Source organism: Vreelandella glaciei, assembly GCF_013415125.1.
GTDB lineage: Bacteria > Pseudomonadota > Gammaproteobacteria > Pseudomonadales > Halomonadaceae > Vreelandella > Vreelandella glaciei.
The window spans coordinates 1-18175 of the sequence record NZ_JACCDE010000003.1 but is presented as its reverse complement, the minus strand read 5'-3'; the positions used below and the strand labels follow the sequence as shown (position 1 = coordinate 18175).

At 52.7% G+C, this 18175-nt stretch carries 17 protein-coding genes and 1 pseudogene; 16 read left to right on the top strand and 2 right to left on the bottom strand.

The window, feature by feature from the left end:
- The first annotated feature begins 73 nt into the window (after positions 1 to 73).
- The 5 genes from HZS80_RS02565 to HZS80_RS02545 are packed head-to-tail and all read left to right on the top strand — an operon-like array spanning position 74 to position 5431.
- Positions 74 to 721 (top strand): peroxiredoxin, encoded by a 648-nt coding sequence (locus HZS80_RS02565; RefSeq protein WP_179915090.1) that lies wholly within the window; start codon positions 74 to 76, stop codon positions 719 to 721.
- Between the two features lie 50 nt (positions 722 to 771).
- On the top strand, positions 772 to 1680 hold the full coding sequence (locus HZS80_RS02560) for an MBL fold metallo-hydrolase (RefSeq protein ID WP_179915089.1): 909 nt from the start codon (positions 772 to 774) through the stop codon (positions 1678 to 1680).
- A 45-nt stretch (positions 1681 to 1725) separates the two neighbouring features.
- Positions 1726 to 2154 (top strand): protein tyrosine phosphatase family protein, encoded by a 429-nt coding sequence (locus HZS80_RS02555; protein ID WP_035558083.1) that lies wholly within the window; start codon positions 1726 to 1728, stop codon positions 2152 to 2154.
- A gap of 53 nt (positions 2155 to 2207) precedes the next feature.
- Positions 2208 to 3989 (top strand): SulP family inorganic anion transporter, encoded by a 1782-nt coding sequence (locus HZS80_RS02550; protein WP_035558080.1) that lies wholly within the window; start codon positions 2208 to 2210, stop codon positions 3987 to 3989.
- On the top strand, positions 3965 to 5431 hold the full coding sequence (locus tag HZS80_RS02545) for a dihydrolipoyl dehydrogenase (protein ID WP_179915088.1): 1467 nt from the start codon (positions 3965 to 3967) through the stop codon (positions 5429 to 5431). The genes HZS80_RS02550 and HZS80_RS02545 overlap by 25 nt, the downstream gene beginning before the upstream one ends.
- Before the next feature lie 105 nt (positions 5432 to 5536).
- On the opposite strand, the gene HZS80_RS02540 is transcribed toward HZS80_RS02545, so the two are convergent.
- A complete protein-coding gene (locus HZS80_RS02540; protein WP_179915087.1) occupies positions 5537 to 6148 on the bottom strand; it encodes a LysE family translocator in 612 nt (203 codons plus the stop codon).
- 142 nt (positions 6149 to 6290) lie between these two features.
- Between HZS80_RS02540 and HZS80_RS02535 the strand changes: the two genes are divergently transcribed.
- The 11 genes and pseudogenes from HZS80_RS02535 to HZS80_RS02485 all read left to right on the top strand — a co-directional run bounded on the left by HZS80_RS02535 (position 6291) and on the right by HZS80_RS02485 (position 17014).
- Positions 6291 to 6776: an Lrp/AsnC family transcriptional regulator gene (locus HZS80_RS02535; RefSeq protein WP_035558070.1), complete on the top strand. Its 486-nt coding sequence runs from the start codon at positions 6291 to 6293 to the stop codon at positions 6774 to 6776.
- Positions 6777 to 7218: 442 nt separating this feature from the next.
- Positions 7219 to 7809 (top strand): rhodanese-like domain-containing protein, encoded by a 591-nt coding sequence (locus HZS80_RS02530; RefSeq protein ID WP_035558067.1) that lies wholly within the window; start codon positions 7219 to 7221, stop codon positions 7807 to 7809.
- Positions 7810 to 7879: 70 nt separating this feature from the next.
- Complete coding sequence (locus tag HZS80_RS02525; RefSeq protein WP_340162606.1) at positions 7880 to 8368, top strand: DsrE family protein; 489 nt, start codon at positions 7880 to 7882, stop codon at positions 8366 to 8368.
- A gap of 29 nt (positions 8369 to 8397) precedes the next feature.
- Positions 8398 to 8586, top strand: a complete 189-nt coding sequence (locus HZS80_RS02520; RefSeq protein WP_035558063.1) for a YgaP family membrane protein — start codon at positions 8398 to 8400, stop codon at positions 8584 to 8586.
- Between the two features lie 291 nt (positions 8587 to 8877).
- The gene (gene dsrO, locus HZS80_RS02515) at positions 8878 to 9654 is read left to right on the top strand and encodes a sulfate reduction electron transfer complex DsrMKJOP subunit DsrO (protein ID WP_035558060.1); all 777 of its coding nucleotides are present in this window, start codon (positions 8878 to 8880) and stop codon (positions 9652 to 9654) included.
- Complete coding sequence (gene nrfD / locus HZS80_RS02510; protein WP_179915086.1) at positions 9638 to 10870, top strand: NrfD/PsrC family molybdoenzyme membrane anchor subunit; 1233 nt, start codon at positions 9638 to 9640, stop codon at positions 10868 to 10870. Before dsrO ends, nrfD begins: the two co-directional genes overlap by 17 nt.
- A complete protein-coding gene (locus HZS80_RS02505; protein WP_179915085.1) occupies positions 10863 to 13958 on the top strand; it encodes a molybdopterin dinucleotide binding domain-containing protein in 3096 nt (1031 codons plus the stop codon). Before nrfD ends, HZS80_RS02505 begins: the two co-directional genes overlap by 8 nt.
- A 234-nt stretch (positions 13959 to 14192) precedes the next feature.
- Positions 14193 to 15575 (top strand): NAD(P)/FAD-dependent oxidoreductase, encoded by a 1383-nt coding sequence (locus tag HZS80_RS02500; protein ID WP_179915084.1) that lies wholly within the window; start codon positions 14193 to 14195, stop codon positions 15573 to 15575.
- A gap of 11 nt (positions 15576 to 15586) precedes the next feature.
- Positions 15587 to 15928, top strand: coding sequence for a DUF5368 family protein (locus tag HZS80_RS02495; protein ID WP_179915083.1), 342 nt, complete (start codon positions 15587 to 15589; stop codon positions 15926 to 15928).
- An 85-nt stretch (positions 15929 to 16013) separates the two neighbouring features.
- Positions 16014 to 16631: pseudogene (locus HZS80_RS02490) on the top strand (cytochrome d ubiquinol oxidase subunit II); the annotation flags it as partial.
- Positions 16632 to 16666: 35 nt separating this feature from the next.
- Positions 16667 to 17014, top strand: coding sequence for a carboxymuconolactone decarboxylase family protein (locus HZS80_RS02485; protein ID WP_179915082.1), 348 nt, complete (start codon positions 16667 to 16669; stop codon positions 17012 to 17014).
- Positions 17015 to 17733: 719 nt separating this feature from the next.
- Here HZS80_RS02485 and HZS80_RS23940 read toward each other — a convergent pair.
- Positions 17734 to 17955 (bottom strand): transposase, encoded by a 222-nt coding sequence (locus tag HZS80_RS23940; protein WP_340162605.1) that lies wholly within the window; start codon positions 17953 to 17955, stop codon positions 17734 to 17736.
- Positions 17956 to 18175: the final 220 nt, after the last annotated feature.

The window sequence follows — 18175 nt, the reverse complement described above, 5'->3', positions numbered from 1 at the left end:
TACTATTATCTATTGATAACAAAATGATCTATCTTTATTCCTGAAAGAAAAATTCACTTCTCAGGAATTCGACATGTCTAATGAAACCTTCCAACCCGTAATGCCACAAATTAATCGTCCAGCACCGGCTTTTACCGCGAAAACCACTCATGGTGAAAAGTCACTCACTGACTATTTAGGTAAATGGCTGGTTTTATTCGCCCACCCGTCGGACTTTACCCCAGTGTGCACCACGGAATTTTCGGCATTTGCGAATTACGCAGAACAGTTCAAAGAGGTCAACACGGAGTTGTTGGGTCTTTCCATCGATAGCATTCACTCGCACATCGCATGGACACGCAGCATTAAAGATAACTTCGGCGTTGAGATTACCTTTCCGATTATTGCTGATCTCAACATGAAAGTGGCAAATGCCTACGGAATGATTCAGCCAGGTGTCAGCGACACCGCTGCGGTTCGCGCTACTTTTGTGATTGACCCAGAGGGTGTGCTGCGTGCCATGTTGTACTACCCGATGACTAACGGTCGCTCGGTGGAAGAAGTGCTTCGCCTGGTTAAGTCCTTACAAACAAGCGATGAGCATGGGGTGGCGACACCGGAAGCCTGGTTGCCCGGCCAGCCGGTCATCGTTCCACCACCCCACACCTCGCAAGATGCGGAAGCTCGTAAATCAGCAGGCTATGAATACACCGACTGGTACTTCTGCAAAAAGGCACTTTAATGCTGGAAGCTCCTTATCCTGATATACCTCACATCTTAGGAGGACTACGTATGAATACTTTTAAGCTTTCAAAGCACACCGGAACAGGCACGCCCGATGTCGCCGGCTTTTTTGACCCACGTACCTTTAGCATCCAGTACGTGGTGAGCGACCCCGCCACCAAGCAGTGTGCGATTATCGACCCCGTATTGGATTTTGACGAAAAGTCCGGCGCGACCGCGACCCATTGCGCCGATGAACTGCTAGCCTATATCGAAAAAGAGGGACTGTCGGTAGTGTGGATTCTCGATACCCACCCCCACGCCGACCACTTCTCTGCGGCACACTATTTAAAAGAAAAGACAGGTGCTCCCACGGCTATTGGGCAGCATGTCACCAAAGTGCAGACGCTGTGGAAGGAGATCTATCACTGGCCAGAAATGCCTACCGATGGCCGCCAGTGGGACACACTGTTTAGTGAAGGCGCCACCTTTAACATCGGTGAACTGAATGCTCGCGTACTGTACTCGCCCGGCCATACGCTGGCCTCGATTACCTATGTGATTGGCGATACGGCCTTCGTGCACGACACTCTATTCCAGCCAGACTTTGGTACCGCACGGGCAGATTTCCCCGGTGGGGATGCCAAGGTATTGTGGCACTCCATTCAGCAGATTCTATCGCTGCCCGCTAACACACGGCTGTTTACCGGCCACGACTATATGCCCGATGACCGCGAGCCCCAGTGGGAAAGTACGGTCGCTGAGCAGCTTGAACATAACCCGCATTTAGTCAACATGAGTGAAACGGATTACATCTCTCTACGCCACAAGCGCGATAGTGAATTGCCCATGCCCAAACTGATTTTGCACGCTCTACAGGTCAACACGCGTGGTGGAAGACTGCCGGAGCCGGAAGCTAATGGTAAGCGCTACTTAAAAATTCCGCTGGATGCCCTGGAAGGCGCCGCTTGGGATTAATAAACCACTAACTTTCAGAACCTCTACGATAGAAGGAGCATGGCCATGCAAACGCAGCCTTTAGAAACCGATGTCGAGATTACCTCGGCGCTCACGGTAGAAGAGCTTGAGCAAGTAAAAGCAAAAGGCTTCAAGACGGTTATTTGTAACTGCAAGCCTGGAGAAAGCGCTGAGTTTCCGGGTGAAGAGGCCTACCGTCGAAAAGCCACAGAGATTGGCCTTCAGTGGGCGCACATTCCGGTTACTCCCGGTGACTACAGCCAAGCGGATATTGCCGCCTTTGCTGAGGCGCTAAAGCAACTTCCCCGGCCTATTTTGGCTTTCTGCCGCACCGGTAAGCGGGCTACCCATCTATGGGCCTACGCTAAGCGTCAAGCGGAGCAGTGCGATCTGGCTGAACTATTTACCGCTGCAAAAGCAGCAGGCTTCGATTTGGAAGAGCATCGGCGAGGGCTCGAAGATCAACCAACCTAACCGTGCGACGACATTAGTCGTGATGACACTATATCAGCAGGCGAGTACGTCACATGAGCATTGAGCGTTGGGTGCCACTGTTCGGCTGGCTACGCAGCTATAACCGGAAGCTGCTCTCTCGGGATGCTCTAGCCGCGATAATTGTGACGCTAATGCTGGTGCCGCAGGCGCTGGCCTACGCTCTTTTGGCGGGGCTACCGCCGGAAATGGGCCTCTATGCCAGCATGCTGCCACTGGTTCTGTATGCCATTTTTGGTACCAGCGCTAGCTTAGCGGTGGGGCCTGTCGCCGTAGCGGCACTAATGACCGCTTCAGCGCTGAGTAATTTTGCTTCCCCTGGTAGCCCGGAATACATTGGGGCAGCGTTGGTGTTGGCGGCGCTTTCAGGTCTGATATTGATCGCCATGGGTGTGCTGCGGCTAGGCTTTTTAGTTAATTTCTTGAGCCATCCGGTAATTTCGGGATTTATAACGGCTTCGGGCATACTCATTGCGATTAGCCAGCTTCGACATATCCTCGGCGTAGAAGCCTCTGGCCATAACATCATTGACCTTATGGGGGCGCTACTGAGCCAATGGCAGCAGGTCAATATAACGACACTGCTGATCGGACTAGGAGTGTGGAGCTTTCTGCTGGTGTGCCGCAAGCGGTTAAATACGTGGCTGACGGCTATCGGTGTTTCTGCCAGCATTGCCGGGCTCATCGTGAAAGCCGCTCCGATCTCAGCGGTGATTGCCACCACATTGCTGGCCTGGGGGCTAAACCTAGAGCAGCGTGGGGTAGCACTAGTTGGTGCGGTACCCAGCGGTCTACCTGCCCTTGCACTGCCCAACCTGGAACAATCGCTGTGGCTTAGCTTATTACCCGCAGCACTGCTGATTAGCCTGGTGGGCTTTGTGGAATCGGTATCGGTGGCGCAAACACTGGCTGCCAAGCGCCGCCAGCGTATAGATCCTAATCAAGAGTTAATTGCACTAGGCATGGCTAATCTGGGCGCTGGTATCAGCGGCGGTTCGCCGGTGTCTGGCGGGTTTTCCCGCTCGGTAGTCAACTTTGAAGCAGGCGCGGCAACACCGCTGGCCGGAGCATTCACGGCGCTGGGCATTATGCTTTCCACACTACTGCTAACCGACCTACTGGCATTCTTACCCACAGCGACCCTGGCAGCTACCATTATTGTGGCGGTCGGCACGCTAATTGACCTACCGGCGGTGAAACGTACTTGGCAATACTCCCGTAGCGATGGCTTGGCCATGGTGGCCACCCTACTGCTCACTCTGCTGCACAGCGTGGAGCTAGGCATTATAAGCGGCGTAGTGCTCTCGCTTGGGCTGCATCTATACCGTACCAGCCAGCCCCACAGCGCGGTGATTGGCCGCGTGCCGGGCACCGAGCACTTTCGTAACGTCAAGCGCCATCAGGTCGAAACCGATGAGAACGTTGCGATGCTGCGCATCGATGAAAGCCTATACTTCGCCAATGCCCGTTATTTGGAAGACACCGTCATGGCCTTGGCCGCCCGCTCACCCTCGCTTAAGCATATTGTGCTGACTTGCCAAGCAGTTAACGTGATTGATGCGTCTGCGCTCGAAAGCTTAGAGGCGATCAACGCGCGACTAAACGATTCAGGCGCCAAGCTGCACCTAGCGGAAGTAAAAGGGCCAGTGATGGATCGGTTACAACACACTGACTTCTGCCGCGAGCTAACCGGACAGGTGTTTTTTACGACTTTTGATGCTTGGCAGGCACTGGCCCATCCCGCCGAAGCCAACTCACCACTCTTGCCAACACAACGAGAGGAGACAACGTCATGCAACAGCGACACGCCAAGATAGCCATTATTGGTGCAGGTAGCGCCGGCCTTAGCGCGTGGCACGCCGCACGCAAGCATACCGATGAGGTAGTACTGATAGAAGCGGGCACCTATGGCACGACCTGCGCCCGCGTGGGTTGCATGCCCTCTAAGCTACTCATCGCCGCTGCCAATGCAGCACACAACGCGCGCAAAGCGGAGATGTTTGGTATCACTGTCAAACAGGTAGTGATCAAAGGCGAAGCTGTGATGGCAAGAGTCAAACATGAGCGCGATCGCTTCGTCAGTAATGTAATGAAATCGATGAAAACGATTCCTGAATCCAACCTACTGCGTGGCCACGCGCGTTTTATAGATCCACATACATTGGTCATAGATGAGCATACCCGGCTCACCGCTGAGGCCATCATCATTGCCACGGGTTCGCGGCCCACATGGCCAAAACTGCTGGAAGGCGCTGGCAATCGGTTAATCATTAATGATGACGTGTTCAACTGGGAAACGTTGCCTGCATCAGTCGCTGTGATCGGCCCTGGCGTTATTGGCATGGAGCTTGGTCAAGCGCTTAGCCGATTAGGTGTGAAAACTCGCACGTTTGGCGTGGGGGGTGCGATTGGGCCTTTTCAATCTGAAAAACTCCGGCAACTGGCGGACGAGACATTCAATCGCGAGCTGTATCTGGATGCTGATGCCAATCTCGACAAGATTGAACAGACCGATAACGCCGTTGCCATTACGTTTTTCGAACGTGACCGGGGGCAAAAACTCACCGAAACATTCGAGTATGTCCTTGCCGCAACAGGGCGTCGGCCCAACGTGGATCAGCTAGCCATCGAGCAGGCCGGACTCAAGCTGAATAAACACGGCGTACCTGAATTTAATCGCTTTACTTTGCAATGCCTAAGTACACAAAACACACCCAGCCATATTTTTATCGCAGGTGATGCAAATCAGTCGGTACCGCTACTGCACGAAGCCATCACAGAAGGCAAAATCGCAGGTCGAAATGCCGCTCATTTGGATGATGTGCAAGTGGGTCAGCGTAACGTCCCCCTGGCGATTGTATTTACCGAACCCCAGATGGCAATTGTGGGTGAGAGTCGCACTACGTTAGACACTCGTTATGGCGGCTGTGGCTGCATCGCTGAAGGCGGAGTTTCCTTTGCTGATCAAGGCCGTGCACTGGTCATGGGGGAAAATAAAGGTTATTTCGAGCTATATGCGGAGCACGGCAGCGGACAGTTTTTAGGCGCGGAGCTATTCGGACCCCAGGTTGAGCACATAGCCCATTTGCTTGCCTGGGCACTGGAGCAAAAGCTAACCGTCAGCCAGATGCTCGCTATGCCCTTTTACCATCCGGTACTTGAAGAGGGTTTAAGGTCAGGGTTGCGCGATTTACAGGCAAATCTTCAACAAGGGCCTGCCATTACTGAGCACTGTATGGAGTGTGGCCCAGGCGATTAAGGAAATGACTAAAATAACTAACCTCCCTCCCTGATCAGCCTCATTCCTCTAGGCGGCCAAGTCCTGCGTCTGCTTGCGGGGCTTTATTACACTAGGATAGCAATTTTAAGCGGCTAACCGCAGCGCAAAGCCAATAAGCAGCGTTCCAAACACCCATCGCTGAAATATTTGCCGTTTGCGCTGGCTGGCAAACCAGCGTTGCATCTGCGCTCCCAGGCAAGCATATAGCACATCATAGAGCAGCCCCACCCCCACTAGCACCGACCCCAGTAAAGTGAACTGAAGTGCGACGGCGCCTTGCTGGGTATGTATAAATTGGGGCAGTAACACCGAACAAAAAAGCAGCGATTTCGGGTTCAGCAAATTAGTTAGAAGCCCTCGACGCCAAGCTAGATAATAGCTGCCATTGAGTGATGCTTGGTGATGATTACTATCAGCGCTATGCCGACTACGGATAAGTTGCACACCTACCCAAACCAAGTAAGCTGCGCCCAAGTAACGAACCACATCAAATAGCCACGGGGCGGCGGTAAATAGCGCCGCTAGACCCAACCCTGCTAATGCCACATGCAGCCCTCGGGCGATGCCTAGCCCTAGCGCTGTGGCTAGCCCATGACCACGCCCCTGAGAGCTACTGGTATGCAACACAAGTAACATATCGGGACCAGGAATTAGGTAAACAATGGCTAATGCACTAATAAAAAGACCAATTTCCATCGCTGCTTCCTTAAGACCACAAATAGTGTCTTCGCAAGCGCTATGGTACCTTTAAAGGGGTGAGCGTTTTCTTGCCATTTTGACTTTAAAAATGATATTTATTGGTATTTTGTGTCAATTGTTAATAGGAAAATGCTTACTCATGCCAATTGGCCAGTTAGACGCTATCGACCGCCGCATTCTTGCATTGCTCCAAGGTGATGCCCGTTTAACGAATGTGGAACTCGCGGAGAAAGTAAACTTGTCGCCATCTCCCTGTTTACGCCGAGTGCGACGCTTGGAAGCTAGCGGTATTATTCGTGGTTACCATGCTGAGCTTGATCGGCGAGGTGTCGGACTTGAGCTAACGGTGTTTGTGGGTATCAAGGTTGAACGTCACCATGAAGAGCAGGCTAATGCCTTCCGTGAGGCAGTAGTCAAACTGCCAGAAGTCGTTACTGCGCACTTAGTCTCTGGGGAGTCTGATTTTTTACTGCAGGTAGTGGTGCCTAGCTTGGCGGCTTATGAGGCGTTTCTAACGGGTACACTGCTTCGCCTACCCGGGGTGAGTGATATTCGCAGTAACTTTGCTATCCAGCCGGTGAAAGAGTACGGCACCTTACCATTAGCTAACAACAATAAGACCTAGTTGTGAAACTTGTTGATAGTGGCGCGCTCGTTTGATGCAATTTAACGCTAAACCCACGAATACCCATATGAAAAAGGTGATTAGCCAAAGCCTGGCTATTCCTCGTCACCAGTAGCCGCATAAAGTCAGCCTACAGCGGCGCTTGATTTGGGTACTGTGCGCCAGTAACGCCTTAAGATATCCGAGTTGTCATCCTGTTTTAAGTTTTCTCCTTCTGAATCCACCAAGGCTAACTGTTTCCTCTGGGGCCTAGACAATGGAGCAATGCTTGTCGTTGTCATTGAGAAAAAAGACTCCCTCATCGTTACGTCATTTCACGACCTCGAAAAATCATATGGGCTTGATATGGATCAAGCTGCGGCCATATGCCTCGTGTTTTTAAGCGAGAAGAGGTCTATCCTCAAACAATAAAAATTAAGTTATTACGTTAGAGGAAATAGTTATGAAAAGTTCTTTAATGCCAATGGCTACCGTCATCGGAATCACGATGGCCTTAGGAGCCACACCCTCTATTGCAGACGAAGTCGAGGCCTACCGGGAAACAACGTTAGGTCTCTATGTCACGGCCATTGAGGCTCATGACCTCATGCAAGATAACGATCGTGCTGTACTTATCGACGTACGCGACCCCATTGAGATCAAGTTTACTGGCTTCGCCGAGCCTACCGATATCCATGTGCCCTGGGTGATAGCCGAGCGCGATAATTTCGATGAAGAAGCGAAGACTTGGCCAGTAGTCAAAAACGCTGACTTCGAAGAGCAAGTAAGAGCCAAAATAGAAGCGCTGGGCGTAAACAAAGAAGATCCAATCATTGTCATGTGTCGCTCCGGTGCCACCCGCAGTGCCCCCGCTGCCGATGTGATAGCCGAGATGGGATACAGCGAAGTCTATTCCATGACCGACGGTTTCGAGGGTGAAAAGCTCAAGGAGGGTAATTCCCAGGGCGTAAGAGCGCAGGATGGCTGGCGCAATTCGGGTCTTCCGTGGAGCTATGACATCAACCCTGATGTGGCATGGCGCCCTGCCCATTAACAGTCCGATATATGGGTCACTGCTTGAGCAGCAGGGCCAAGATACTGATCAAAACCAACGAGGTGACCCCATGACTATTACACATAAGACCAGCAATACGATCTTGACACTGGCAGTTGCTACTGCTGCTATCGGTTTCTCTAGTTTCTCAATGTCTGACAGCCATGGCAGCAACGGAACTGAAGATCAGGCCTTAGTTATCCTTACTAGCGACTCACTGCAGACCCAAGGCATGGCCATGATTCTATCCAACGCCATGCAGCAGCAAGGCACTCACCTGCATATACTGCTTTGTGATGCTGCTGGTGATTTGGCCGTCGGGGGATACACAAGTGCGGAAGCTATCAACACGCCACCGAGCAACCCGGCAGGCCAAGTCAAGCCGGAAGGCATGCTTAATATGCTTTTAGATAATGGCGCCACCGTGGATGTGTGTGCCATTTACCTGCCCAACAGCGAAAACGAAGAAGACGACCTTCTTGAAGGCGTGGGTGTGGCGGCACCTGGCCACATAGCGGAAATGATGCGCGATCCGTCCATTCCTGTTTACAGTTTTTGAGCACTCAAACTTAAATTAAGGAGTTAATTATGAGTCGCAACGTCGGTGGTATCGATAAAATCTTACGCATCCTGATAGGGATTGCACTGATCGTACTGGCCCTAACAGGCACTATCGGGGTGTGGGGCTGGATCGGCGTATTGCCGCTAGCCACCGGGCTATTTAACTTCTGCCCAGCTTATAAATTAATAGGCTTCACTACCTGCAAAACTAAATAGTGTCTATTAAGCAAACAAGACCATAGAAATAGCGCTTGCCATGTTTATTAGCGCAAGCGCTATTTTATATATGTGCGCTAAAAATTACCCGTGTCGCCATTCAATTGTTTAATGCTAAATGAAACTCCGTATACAGAACAAACACTTAGCCATTTAACATTAAGGGAGCATTAAGAGATATACCCTAACCCATTGACACGTATCAATTTTCACCTTTAACAAAAGGCGTAACCTAAGCGTATTCCGACCATTCGCCCATGCGAATGCCGTTTAATTCGCCAAGGAGGCGCTATGGACGCAATACGCCGTTCGCTCTTGGGTCAAATGGCACGTTTAAGCGCCGGCGCTGCGCTGATACCGTTTTCAAGCCTTGCCCAAGCTGGCATCAATCAGCAACCTGCCCGCCGTGAAGGCGATCCCACTAAACGCTACGGCATGCTTGTCGATTTACGCCAGTGCATCGGCTGCCAGGCCTGTACGGTGTCGTGTCATATCGAAAACGCTGCACCGCTGGGCCAATTCCGCACCACGGTTTCCCAGTATGAAGTACAGCACCAGGAAAGCGGCGAATTAGCCACCTTTATGCTGCCCCGGCTGTGTAACCACTGTGAAAACCCGCCCTGCGTCCCGGTTTGCCCCGTAGAAGCCACTTACCAGCAGCAGGATGGCATTGTGGTGGTCGATAGTGACCGCTGCGTGGGATGTGCCTATTGCGTTAACGCCTGCCCCTACGATGCTCGCTTTATTAACCAACGCACGCAAACCGCCGACAAGTGCACCTTCTGCGCCCATCGTCTAGAAGTCGGTCTATTGCCCGCTTGCGTTGAGAGCTGCGTAGGTGGTGCCCGCGTGATTGGGGACATGCGCGATCCTCAAAGCCAAATCAGCCGCATGATTTACGAACATCGCGATGCATTGATGGTGCTACAACCCGAAAAACACACCCTTCCTCAGGTGTTCTACCTAGGCATGGATGAGCGCTTCACCACGCGTCCTACGGCAGAACCCGTCGCGCTGGAAGTACTCGACCCCCACGGTCAGGAGATGGGCTATGAATTCCACCATTGAGCTACTGGCACCGCGCTATGACATCGCCTGGTACCCGTGGGCGGTGCAGTACTTTTTCATGATTGCGGTTTCCTACGCCAGCCTGTGGCTAGCCGCCCCAGCACTGGTATTCGGCAAAAAAGCCTGGCTGCCTACCGCGCGTCTGGCGCTAATCGCTTGCGTTAGCACTACGCTGGTAGCGCCCGTTGCGCTACTCGCGGATTTGCACCAGCCGCTGCGGTTCTGGCACTTCTACGCTTACGCCAATAGCCACTCGTGGATGTCGATTGGCAGCGTTGTTCTGCCGCTTTATTTGGTTAGCGTGCTTGGCCTTGCTTGGCTGGCATGGCGACCCGCGCTGCAGGCGCAGCGCAGCGCACCAGGACTCAGCGGCATGCTAGCTACTTGGCTTTCACTGGGCAGTGGCATAACGCCACGAGCACTGGTCGCCGTGGTAGGTCTGGCTGCGCTGGGGCTTTCCAGCGGCATTATGCTTTACACCGGTGCGGAGCTTGCAATCGTAAAAGCCCGCCCGCTTTGGAACACCGTATGGCTACCGCCTATGCTGGCGACCACGGGGTTTATCGCCGCCTCCGGGCTGGTATTAGTGCTGAACCGGGTTAGTGGGCTTTGTTCGCAAACCGCTATACGACAGATGCTGTATGTGCTGCTAGTGACCTGTGCACTAGCAGGCTTGGTTGCAATTAGCTGGTTTTTGGATGGCGTGAATGCCCACGTAGGCTCTGTTGCCGCCGCATTGGAATCCGTGCGTCATAGCGACTCGTGGCGCAATACCGCCCTATGGGGAGGGATTACCGGCTTAGCGCTCTTTGCCGCCGTGTTGTTGTTATTGACTCGCCCTACCCTGCGCCAGCCAGGGGTACGCGGCGCCCCAACCTCTAGCCAGCCTGCGCTGTTTGCCTGGGCATGGCTGCTAGGCCTCGTAGCCATACACATGGGCTGGATGTTCCGCTGGGTGGTGCTGATGGATGTTCAGCATGTGGCCCGCAACAGCGCAGGCTTTCATCACTACGGCATTCCCGCGGGCTCTTCCGGTATTTTAGGCATTGTTGGCACCTTCGGCCTCTGGCTCGCCGCTATTCTACTGATTGAACTGTTTATTCCCTGGCGGCAGGCCCAACAGGGCGGCCTTATAGCAACGCCCACTCACGCTACCCAAGATGCTTCTTCTACTCATTCTCTCACCGCGAAAAAAGGAGCGTCTAGTCATGTCTAAGTCTGCTCAAGACCCGTCACGCCGCCGTTTTCTAAAAGGCGCTGCCGTCGCCGGTGGTGCAGCCACCTTTGCCGTGGGCTATGCCGACCCTTTGGCAAAAATGGCTAAGGGCATTACTGGTAGCGCGGGTGAAAAACCCAGGCACCATATTCATGGCAACTCGCTGACCCCAGAATATCGAGTCGATTTAGACACTGGCGAACTCACCTTAACCCCCGGCCAGCGAGTCGCCTTCACTATTTGCTACGGCTGTACCACTCGGTGCGGCGTGAGAGTTAGGGTCGATGACGCCCTTGGCGAAGTACTGCGGGTATCAGGCAATCCCTACCACCCGCTGTCCACCGACGACCATTTACCCATGCGTACACCGGTGGCGGATGCACTGCGCAGTGTTAGCGCCTATGGCGAACAGGGCCAGACAAACCGCTCCACCGCCTGCGCCCGTGGCAACGCCATGATGAGCCAAATTACCAACCCTTTCCGTGTCGACCACTGTTTAAAACGAGTAGGCAAACGTGGTAGCCGTCAATGGCAGAAAATCTCCTTTGAGCAACTCATTGAAGAAATCTGCGAAGGCGGCGACCTGTTTAACGAAGGCCACGTTGATGGACTGCGCGATATTCGCGATCACGACACCCTGATCGACCCTGATAACCCTGAATATGGCCCCAAGGCCAACCAATTAATGGTGATGGAAGCCACTGACTACGGGCGCTCAGATCTACTCAAGCGCTTTACCCTCAATGCCTTTGCTACCCGCAATTATGGTCACCATGGCGCTTACTGCGGGTTGGCTTTCCGCATGGGATCTGGCGCGGTGATGAACAATATTGTCACCAACGCCCACGTTAAGCCGGATATCCAAAACGCACGGTTCATCATGTATATCGGCTGTGCGCCCAGCCAAGCGGGCAACCCGTTTAAGCGCCAAGGCCGCTTGATTGCCCAAGCCCGTGCAGCCGGTACATTGGAGTACGTGGTGGTCGACCCAGCGCTCAATGCTGCCACCTCCCACGCAGCTGACAACAACCGCTGGGTGCCTATTCGTCCTGGGACAGACAGCGCTTTTGCCATGGCAATCATTCAGTGGCTACTTGACAACCAGGGCTATGCTAGCAACTTCCTAGCCCTGCCCGGCAAAGCCGCCGCCGATGCAGCGGGCGAAACCACCCACTCCAACGCCACTCATTTGGTAATTGACACTTATGAACACCCGCGCAGAGGTTATTTTCTTCGCGCCAGCGACCTGGGCCTAGCGGAAGCGGGTAGCTATGCTGACTCGCCGGTGGTAGTGGCCAATGGCGAACTCGCGCTAAGCGAAGAGGTGATGACCGCCGAGCTCTTTGCCGAACGTCCGGTTGAGCTTGCCGATGGCACCACCGTGACCGTCAAAAGCAGCCTGACGTTGCTAAGCGAATCTGCCCACGAGTACGACCTAGACACCTACGCAGAACATTGTGGCATTCCAAAGGCGACGATTATTGAATTGGCCAGCCGCTATGCCAGCCATGGCAGGAAAGCCGCGGTTAACTGTCACGGCGGCATGATGTCGGGTAACGGTTTCTATGCCGCGTTTAGCGTGCAAATGCTGAACCTACTGGCGGGCAACTACAACATGAAGGGTGGCAGCGCCGTGGGCGGTGGCACTTACAGCGGTACCGGCGAGGGCCCACGCTACGATTTAGCCAACTTTCCTGGTAAGCGCGCGCCGCAGGGGGTATTTCTATCCCGCTCGCGCTTCCCCTACGAAAAGTCTTCCGAGTATCAGCGCAAAGTCGCCGCAGGCGAAAACCCTTACCCGGCTAGAGCGCCGTGGCGCTCGCTGGCGCCGCCGACGCTCACAGAGCACCTACCCTCGGCACTAGATGGCTATCCTTACCCCATCAAAGCGGTGATTGGCTGTATGGCTAACCCGATTTACGGTCAGGCTGGCCTAAAAGGCGTCATTGTCGATAAGCTGAAAGACCCCAAACGGCTGGGACTCTTTGTTGCCGTGGATGGCTTTATCAATGAAACCAACCGCTACGCCGACTACATTGTGCCTGATTCCGTGATGTACGAGGTCTGGGGCTTTACGGGCGCGTGGAAAGGCACCCTAGGCAAGCTGACCACCGCCTGCTGGCCCGTGGTGGAGCCGCGCCAGCAAAAAACCGCTGAGGGCGAACCGGTGTCGATGGACAGCTTTTTTATCGCTGTGGCCAAACGGCTTGGCCTGCCCGGCTTTGGCGACAACGCAATTCCCGATGTCCAGGGCAATCTGCACCCGCTCAATCGCGCAGAGGATTATTATCTGCGGGCCGCGGCCAATATCGCTTTTCAAGAAGAACCATTGCCAGAAGCCGACGATGCTGATGTTGCCCATGGAGGCATTGCCCCACTGGTGCCTAAAATCGCACGAACGCTAAAAACTGATGAACGCGCTCGAGTCGCCTATCTCTATGCCCGGGGTGGACGCTTTGAAGATGCCAGCGAGCACTTCATCGGTGAAAAATTGAAATACCAGTGGAAGCAAACGCTATGTGTTTACAACGAATCAGTCGGCACCAGCATTGATACCACTAATGGCCTGCCCAATAGCGGCGTCCCCTGCCATAAGCTGCCTCAGCTGGCGAACAAGCAACCCATGCGCGAGGTGTTTTCGGAGCAAGAGTGGCCGCTGTTGGCGTTCTCGTTCAAATCCAACCTGATGAACTCTTACGCTATCGGCATTGAGCGGCTGCGTATGATCAAGCCTTACAACCCGATACAGATGCACCGTCAAGACGCAGATCGCTTTGGTATCCAGCACGGCGATACCATTCGCATAGAAAGCCCTGGCGGAAGCGTAGTCGGGTTGGCGCTAGTCAGTGAAAGCGTAATACCTGGTGCCTTGGGCATTGAGCACGGCTATGGCCACCTGGATTTAGGCGCAACGCCACATATTATCGACGGTGAATCTCAACCGGATATGCCTTGGATGCGCGCAGGTATCAATATCAACGATCTAGGCTTTAAGGACCCCACGAGGGATGTGGATGGCACTTGGCTTGAGCCCATCAGCGGGGCTAGCGTGCGCCAGGGTTTGCCGGTAAGGGTTAGTCGAGTTTAGCTGAGAATCGTTTTTCAGAGCTAATGGATCATTCGGTGGGAATTGCTGCAGAGCTTCCTACCGAATGAGTGATGAAGCTCATTGATACATTTTCAAAATCTACTTCTGACTTTTTATAAAGGGCATTTCTATTAAGTAAGACAAAATGTTTATGGCTTTCTTACGCAAAAAGCACGTAATTTAATAAGGATATTCCCAAAAGAAATATATCAGCACGCGCTGAAGGAGTCTTCCATGCAAAAATCACCGTTATTGACACGAAGAGAGTTATTGAAAGTTGGCTCTGGGCTGAGTGTGGGTAGCTTACTACCGTTCAGCGGGTTATCTGCTAGCACTCTGCGAACACAAGCACATATCGTGATTGTTGGTGGCGGTGCAGCAGGCATGGCAATGGTGAACCGACTCGCCAGACGCCTACGGGGAGGAACTATCACACTCGTGGAACCTCGCGAAACTCACCACTACCAACCGGGCTGGACAATGGTAGCTTCTGGGATATGGGCGGCAGAAAGAACAACGCGCCTTAATGCACAGTTTCTTCCACGAGGAGTCAAATGGTTGCGTGACTACGCAGACAGCATTGATGCTGACAGCAAGCGTATAACTCTCGTCAGTGGCGAAACGCTGGAATACGATTTCTTAATTGTGGCCTCCGGCATTCAGCTCAATTACCACTTGATCGATGGTATGACACCAGCGTTGGTGGGGCAGCACGGGATTGGCAGTGTGTATGCAGGTATCGAGGGAGCATCACGCACTAACCAGGCCATTCAAACGTGGCTCCAGAGCGGTCATGGAAGAGGAATATTTACCGCGGCCCCAACACCCGTAAAGTGCGCCGGGGCACCGCTAAAAATGACATTCACAACACTAAGTCGTTTAGAAGACACCGGGCGACGTGACGCTTTTGATGTGGACTATATGGCTCCCGGCGCTAGTCTTTTCTCTCAACCTTGGGTCGATGAGTTCATTAAGCAGCGCTTTGATAGCCAAGGCGTTAACCGACGCCACCACTATCGACTTTCCGCCATTGACCCTCAAGCCAAACAGGCTGAATTTGCTTTTGTAGGGCCTGAAAGCGAGTTCACATCCCACCACCAACTTCGAGAAGCTGAATTCAGACGCGATGACCAGCCAACAGTCATCGCAGACTACGACTTTCTTCATGTCGTGCCTCCCATGAGTGCCCATGATTTTGTCAAACAGAGTGCTCTCATCGCACAAGACGGCCCGTTTAGAGGCGAGTGGTTAGATGTTGATATCCACACGCTGCAGCACAACCGTTACCCCGAGGTATTTGGCATTGGCGATGTGATTGGTGCCCCAATTAATAAAACAGCCGCCAGCGTTAAAGCGCAAGCACCGGTAGTCGAAGAGAACCTACTTGCCGTGATGCAAGGGAATGCGCTTCCTGCAAGCCATAGCGGTTATACCTCGTGCCCCATGATTACCGGCATAGGCAAGGCCATGCTGGTAGAGTTTGGTTACGCCGATAACTTCGCATTTATGCCTTCATTCCCTTTTATTGATCCCACTGAAGAGTCCTGGGCCGTATGGGTAATGAAAGACCGCATGCTTCAACCCGCTTACTATGCTGTGCTTGAAGGCAAAGCATAAGGAGAGCTGACATGTCCATTAACGGTATGCTGACCATATTGATGTACGCCTTAGCACCCTTTAGGTGGCTGCTCATAATGGGATTAATCATTATCATCGCCCTGCACCTGCTCACTTATCGACGCGGCTATAAGATCACTCACCACCGTAGCCGTCTCACCAACCTATTAGCCCTATTAATCGGGCTAACAGCCATACTCTGGATTCCTTGGCTCACTCACTCGACGCTTGGCTATGTAGCAACAGTATTTGACTGGATAGCGCTGCTAGGTGCTGCCGCTGCCACGAGTGTTATGGCATTTATCATCTTGCATCCCTTGAGCTATTTGATTAGCTTTCAGGACAAGGAATGACCTTACCAATGACAGCACGTGAAGGATTAGCGTTTGCTAACCCCAGTCAAACGGCTCATATAAGAGTGATGCACCGTACCTTCGCGCCTCATGTGCACAGGGAGCTGTTATAGGTGCCTACATCCAGAGGTTTGCCGTTGAAGATTTTCGCTATGTCGGCGGTGCGCTCGACTGGTTAACGCCTTTCACAGTGCTAACAGGGTTAGGGCTGATGGCAGGCTATGCGCTCCCTGGCTCATTATGAAAACAGAGGGGGCATGTACAGCAATGGGCCTATGCGATTACACCAAAGTTGTTGTTAGCAGTACTGGTCGTGTTTGCCATGGTGAGCACCTGGACACCACTTGTTAGCCCTGAGGTATATAGTCGCTGGCTGGAACAGTTCCAGCTTATTTGGGTCTTTCCCCTGCTGACCTTAGTGTGCTCAAGCATGGCTTACCGAACGATGAAGCGCCAAGATGAAGGCCTCGCTTTCGTCATGTCTCTTGGCATCTTCCTGTTTACCTACCTTGGGCTAATTGCAAGTAAGTGGCCCGTGATTGTGCCGCCTAACTACACCATTTGGGATGCCTCTTCTGCACCGGAATCCCAGCTGTTTCTGTTGATAGGCTTTCTGTGTGTTATTCCCATTGTGCTGGCCTACACCGCATGGTTCTACTGGGTGTTTCGCGGTAAGGTCAAAGTGGGAGAAGGCTATCACTGATCTGACTACCCTCAGTTCACTTTAAGGAGAGCGCTATGCATAAAGATTGGCAAAAAACGACCCAAGACCTTTCGGCACTAATGCAGGATATCGGCAAAGACATTCCCGATGTTGCCAAAGGCTTTAACCAAATGGCTAAGGGGGCGAATAAAGACGGTGTCCTTTCACACAAATACAAAGAATTGATGGCGTTAGCAATTGGTATTAGCGTGCGTTGCGATGGGTGCATTGCGTTCCACGCAAAAGCTGTTGCGGAGCTTGGAGCAACACGCGAAGAAGTGATGGAGATGCTTGGCGTTTGTATGTATATGGGCGGTGGGCCAGCTTTCACCTATGCTGCCCAAGCCCTTGAGGCGTTCGATAGTTTCGCCAGTCAAGACTAAGCGGCCTTGTCATGCGTCCCCACCCTCTTTTAAGCTTTAAGAGGGCCAACCCAGCTCTCCTAACGATGAAGAATTACCATTGGCAGCGAGTAGTAAGGATAAGGCATGAACCTATGGCTATTAGCCGCTAGCACTCTCATCGCCAGCATACTGGTTGCTATTCTCTTTCACTGTTTTCATCAGCGCCTGCGCCAACAACTTACCCCCACCCGTTAATCAGTTATTGCCGTGGAGAATGCGTACTCCTCTAATCGACAAACCATTCGTTTTGCAACGGCGCATGGGCTCACATTAGAAGGATGGTGGTTTATCACTACGTATGAGCAAAAGGGACATGCGCTATTGACCCATGGCTGGGGCTCTAATCGTACCACTCTACAGCCGTTAGTTCCCGTGTTGCTAGCAGCCGGATGGAATGTGCTGATATTTGACGTGCGAAATCATGGCAACAGTGATAAGGATACATTCTCCTCAATGCCGCGTTTTGCAGAGGATATTGAGTCTGCACTCGCCTAGTTAAATAGCCACTATGACCGTCGTGCTACAGCACTGATTGGCCATTCAGTAGGTGCTGCAGCCACACTGCTTGTAGCTTCGCGGCGAAGAGACATAACAGCCGTTGTCAGCATATCGAGCTTTGCCCATCCCGCGGACATGATGAAGCGCTGGTTGGCTGAAAAGCACGTGCCGTTTTTCCCCTTGGGGTGGTACGTGCTTCGCTATGTCGAACGAGTGATTGGGTAGTATCGGTTTGATGCGATTGCGCCACTGCACACGTTAGTGCACATCCGTTGTCCTGTGCTTTTAGTTTTAGCTCGCCACTTATAGAAGGTCGCGCTGCTCATACCGTGTTCACGGCATCGCTCCGGAACCGGGGGACCGCCTTCGGCTTGCTTAAGGATCGATAGTATTTGGCTGTCTGAAAAACGTGATTTTTTCATGCAGAACCTCCCTTCGTTTAGCTTACGGAAAATTCTACTTCTGAGCACCCTGGTTTGTCGGGGGGATTACCTCAAAACTTGCGCTTAAAAGAAATCCGCTATTGAACCGCCCCGGCTTTACCGGAGACTCCATATCTTGAGAGGATGGAGTTATGAACTCACCAAAACGATATTCCCCAGAAGTCCGGGAGCGAGCTGTTCGATTAGTCCTTGAACAGCA

Coding starts and splice junctions, on each gene's coding strand:
- HZS80_RS02565 (WP_179915090.1), top strand. CDS start 74: ATGTCTAATGAAACCTTCCAACCCGTAATGCCACAAATTAATCGTCCA.
- HZS80_RS02560 (WP_179915089.1), top strand. CDS start 772: ATGAATACTTTTAAGCTTTCAAAGCACACCGGAACAGGCACGCCCGAT.
- HZS80_RS02555 (WP_035558083.1), top strand. CDS start 1,726: ATGCAAACGCAGCCTTTAGAAACCGATGTCGAGATTACCTCGGCGCTC.
- HZS80_RS02550 (WP_035558080.1), top strand. CDS start 2,208: ATGAGCATTGAGCGTTGGGTGCCACTGTTCGGCTGGCTACGCAGCTAT.
- HZS80_RS02545 (WP_179915088.1), top strand. CDS start 3,965: ATGCAACAGCGACACGCCAAGATAGCCATTATTGGTGCAGGTAGCGCC.
- HZS80_RS02540 (WP_179915087.1), bottom strand. CDS start 6,148: ATGGAAATTGGTCTTTTTATTAGTGCATTAGCCATTGTTTACCTAATT.
- HZS80_RS02535 (WP_035558070.1), top strand. CDS start 6,291: ATGCCAATTGGCCAGTTAGACGCTATCGACCGCCGCATTCTTGCATTG.
- HZS80_RS02530 (WP_035558067.1), top strand. CDS start 7,219: ATGAAAAGTTCTTTAATGCCAATGGCTACCGTCATCGGAATCACGATG.
- HZS80_RS02525 (WP_340162606.1), top strand. CDS start 7,880: ATGACTATTACACATAAGACCAGCAATACGATCTTGACACTGGCAGTT.
- HZS80_RS02520 (WP_035558063.1), top strand. CDS start 8,398: ATGAGTCGCAACGTCGGTGGTATCGATAAAATCTTACGCATCCTGATA.
- dsrO (WP_035558060.1), top strand. CDS start 8,878: ATGGACGCAATACGCCGTTCGCTCTTGGGTCAAATGGCACGTTTAAGC.
- nrfD (WP_179915086.1), top strand. CDS start 9,638: ATGAATTCCACCATTGAGCTACTGGCACCGCGCTATGACATCGCCTGG.
- HZS80_RS02505 (WP_179915085.1), top strand. CDS start 10,863: ATGTCTAAGTCTGCTCAAGACCCGTCACGCCGCCGTTTTCTAAAAGGC.
- HZS80_RS02500 (WP_179915084.1), top strand. CDS start 14,193: ATGCAAAAATCACCGTTATTGACACGAAGAGAGTTATTGAAAGTTGGC.
- HZS80_RS02495 (WP_179915083.1), top strand. CDS start 15,587: ATGTCCATTAACGGTATGCTGACCATATTGATGTACGCCTTAGCACCC.
- HZS80_RS02485 (WP_179915082.1), top strand. CDS start 16,667: ATGCATAAAGATTGGCAAAAAACGACCCAAGACCTTTCGGCACTAATG.
- HZS80_RS23940 (WP_340162605.1), bottom strand. CDS start 17,955: ATGAAAAAATCACGTTTTTCAGACAGCCAAATACTATCGATCCTTAAG.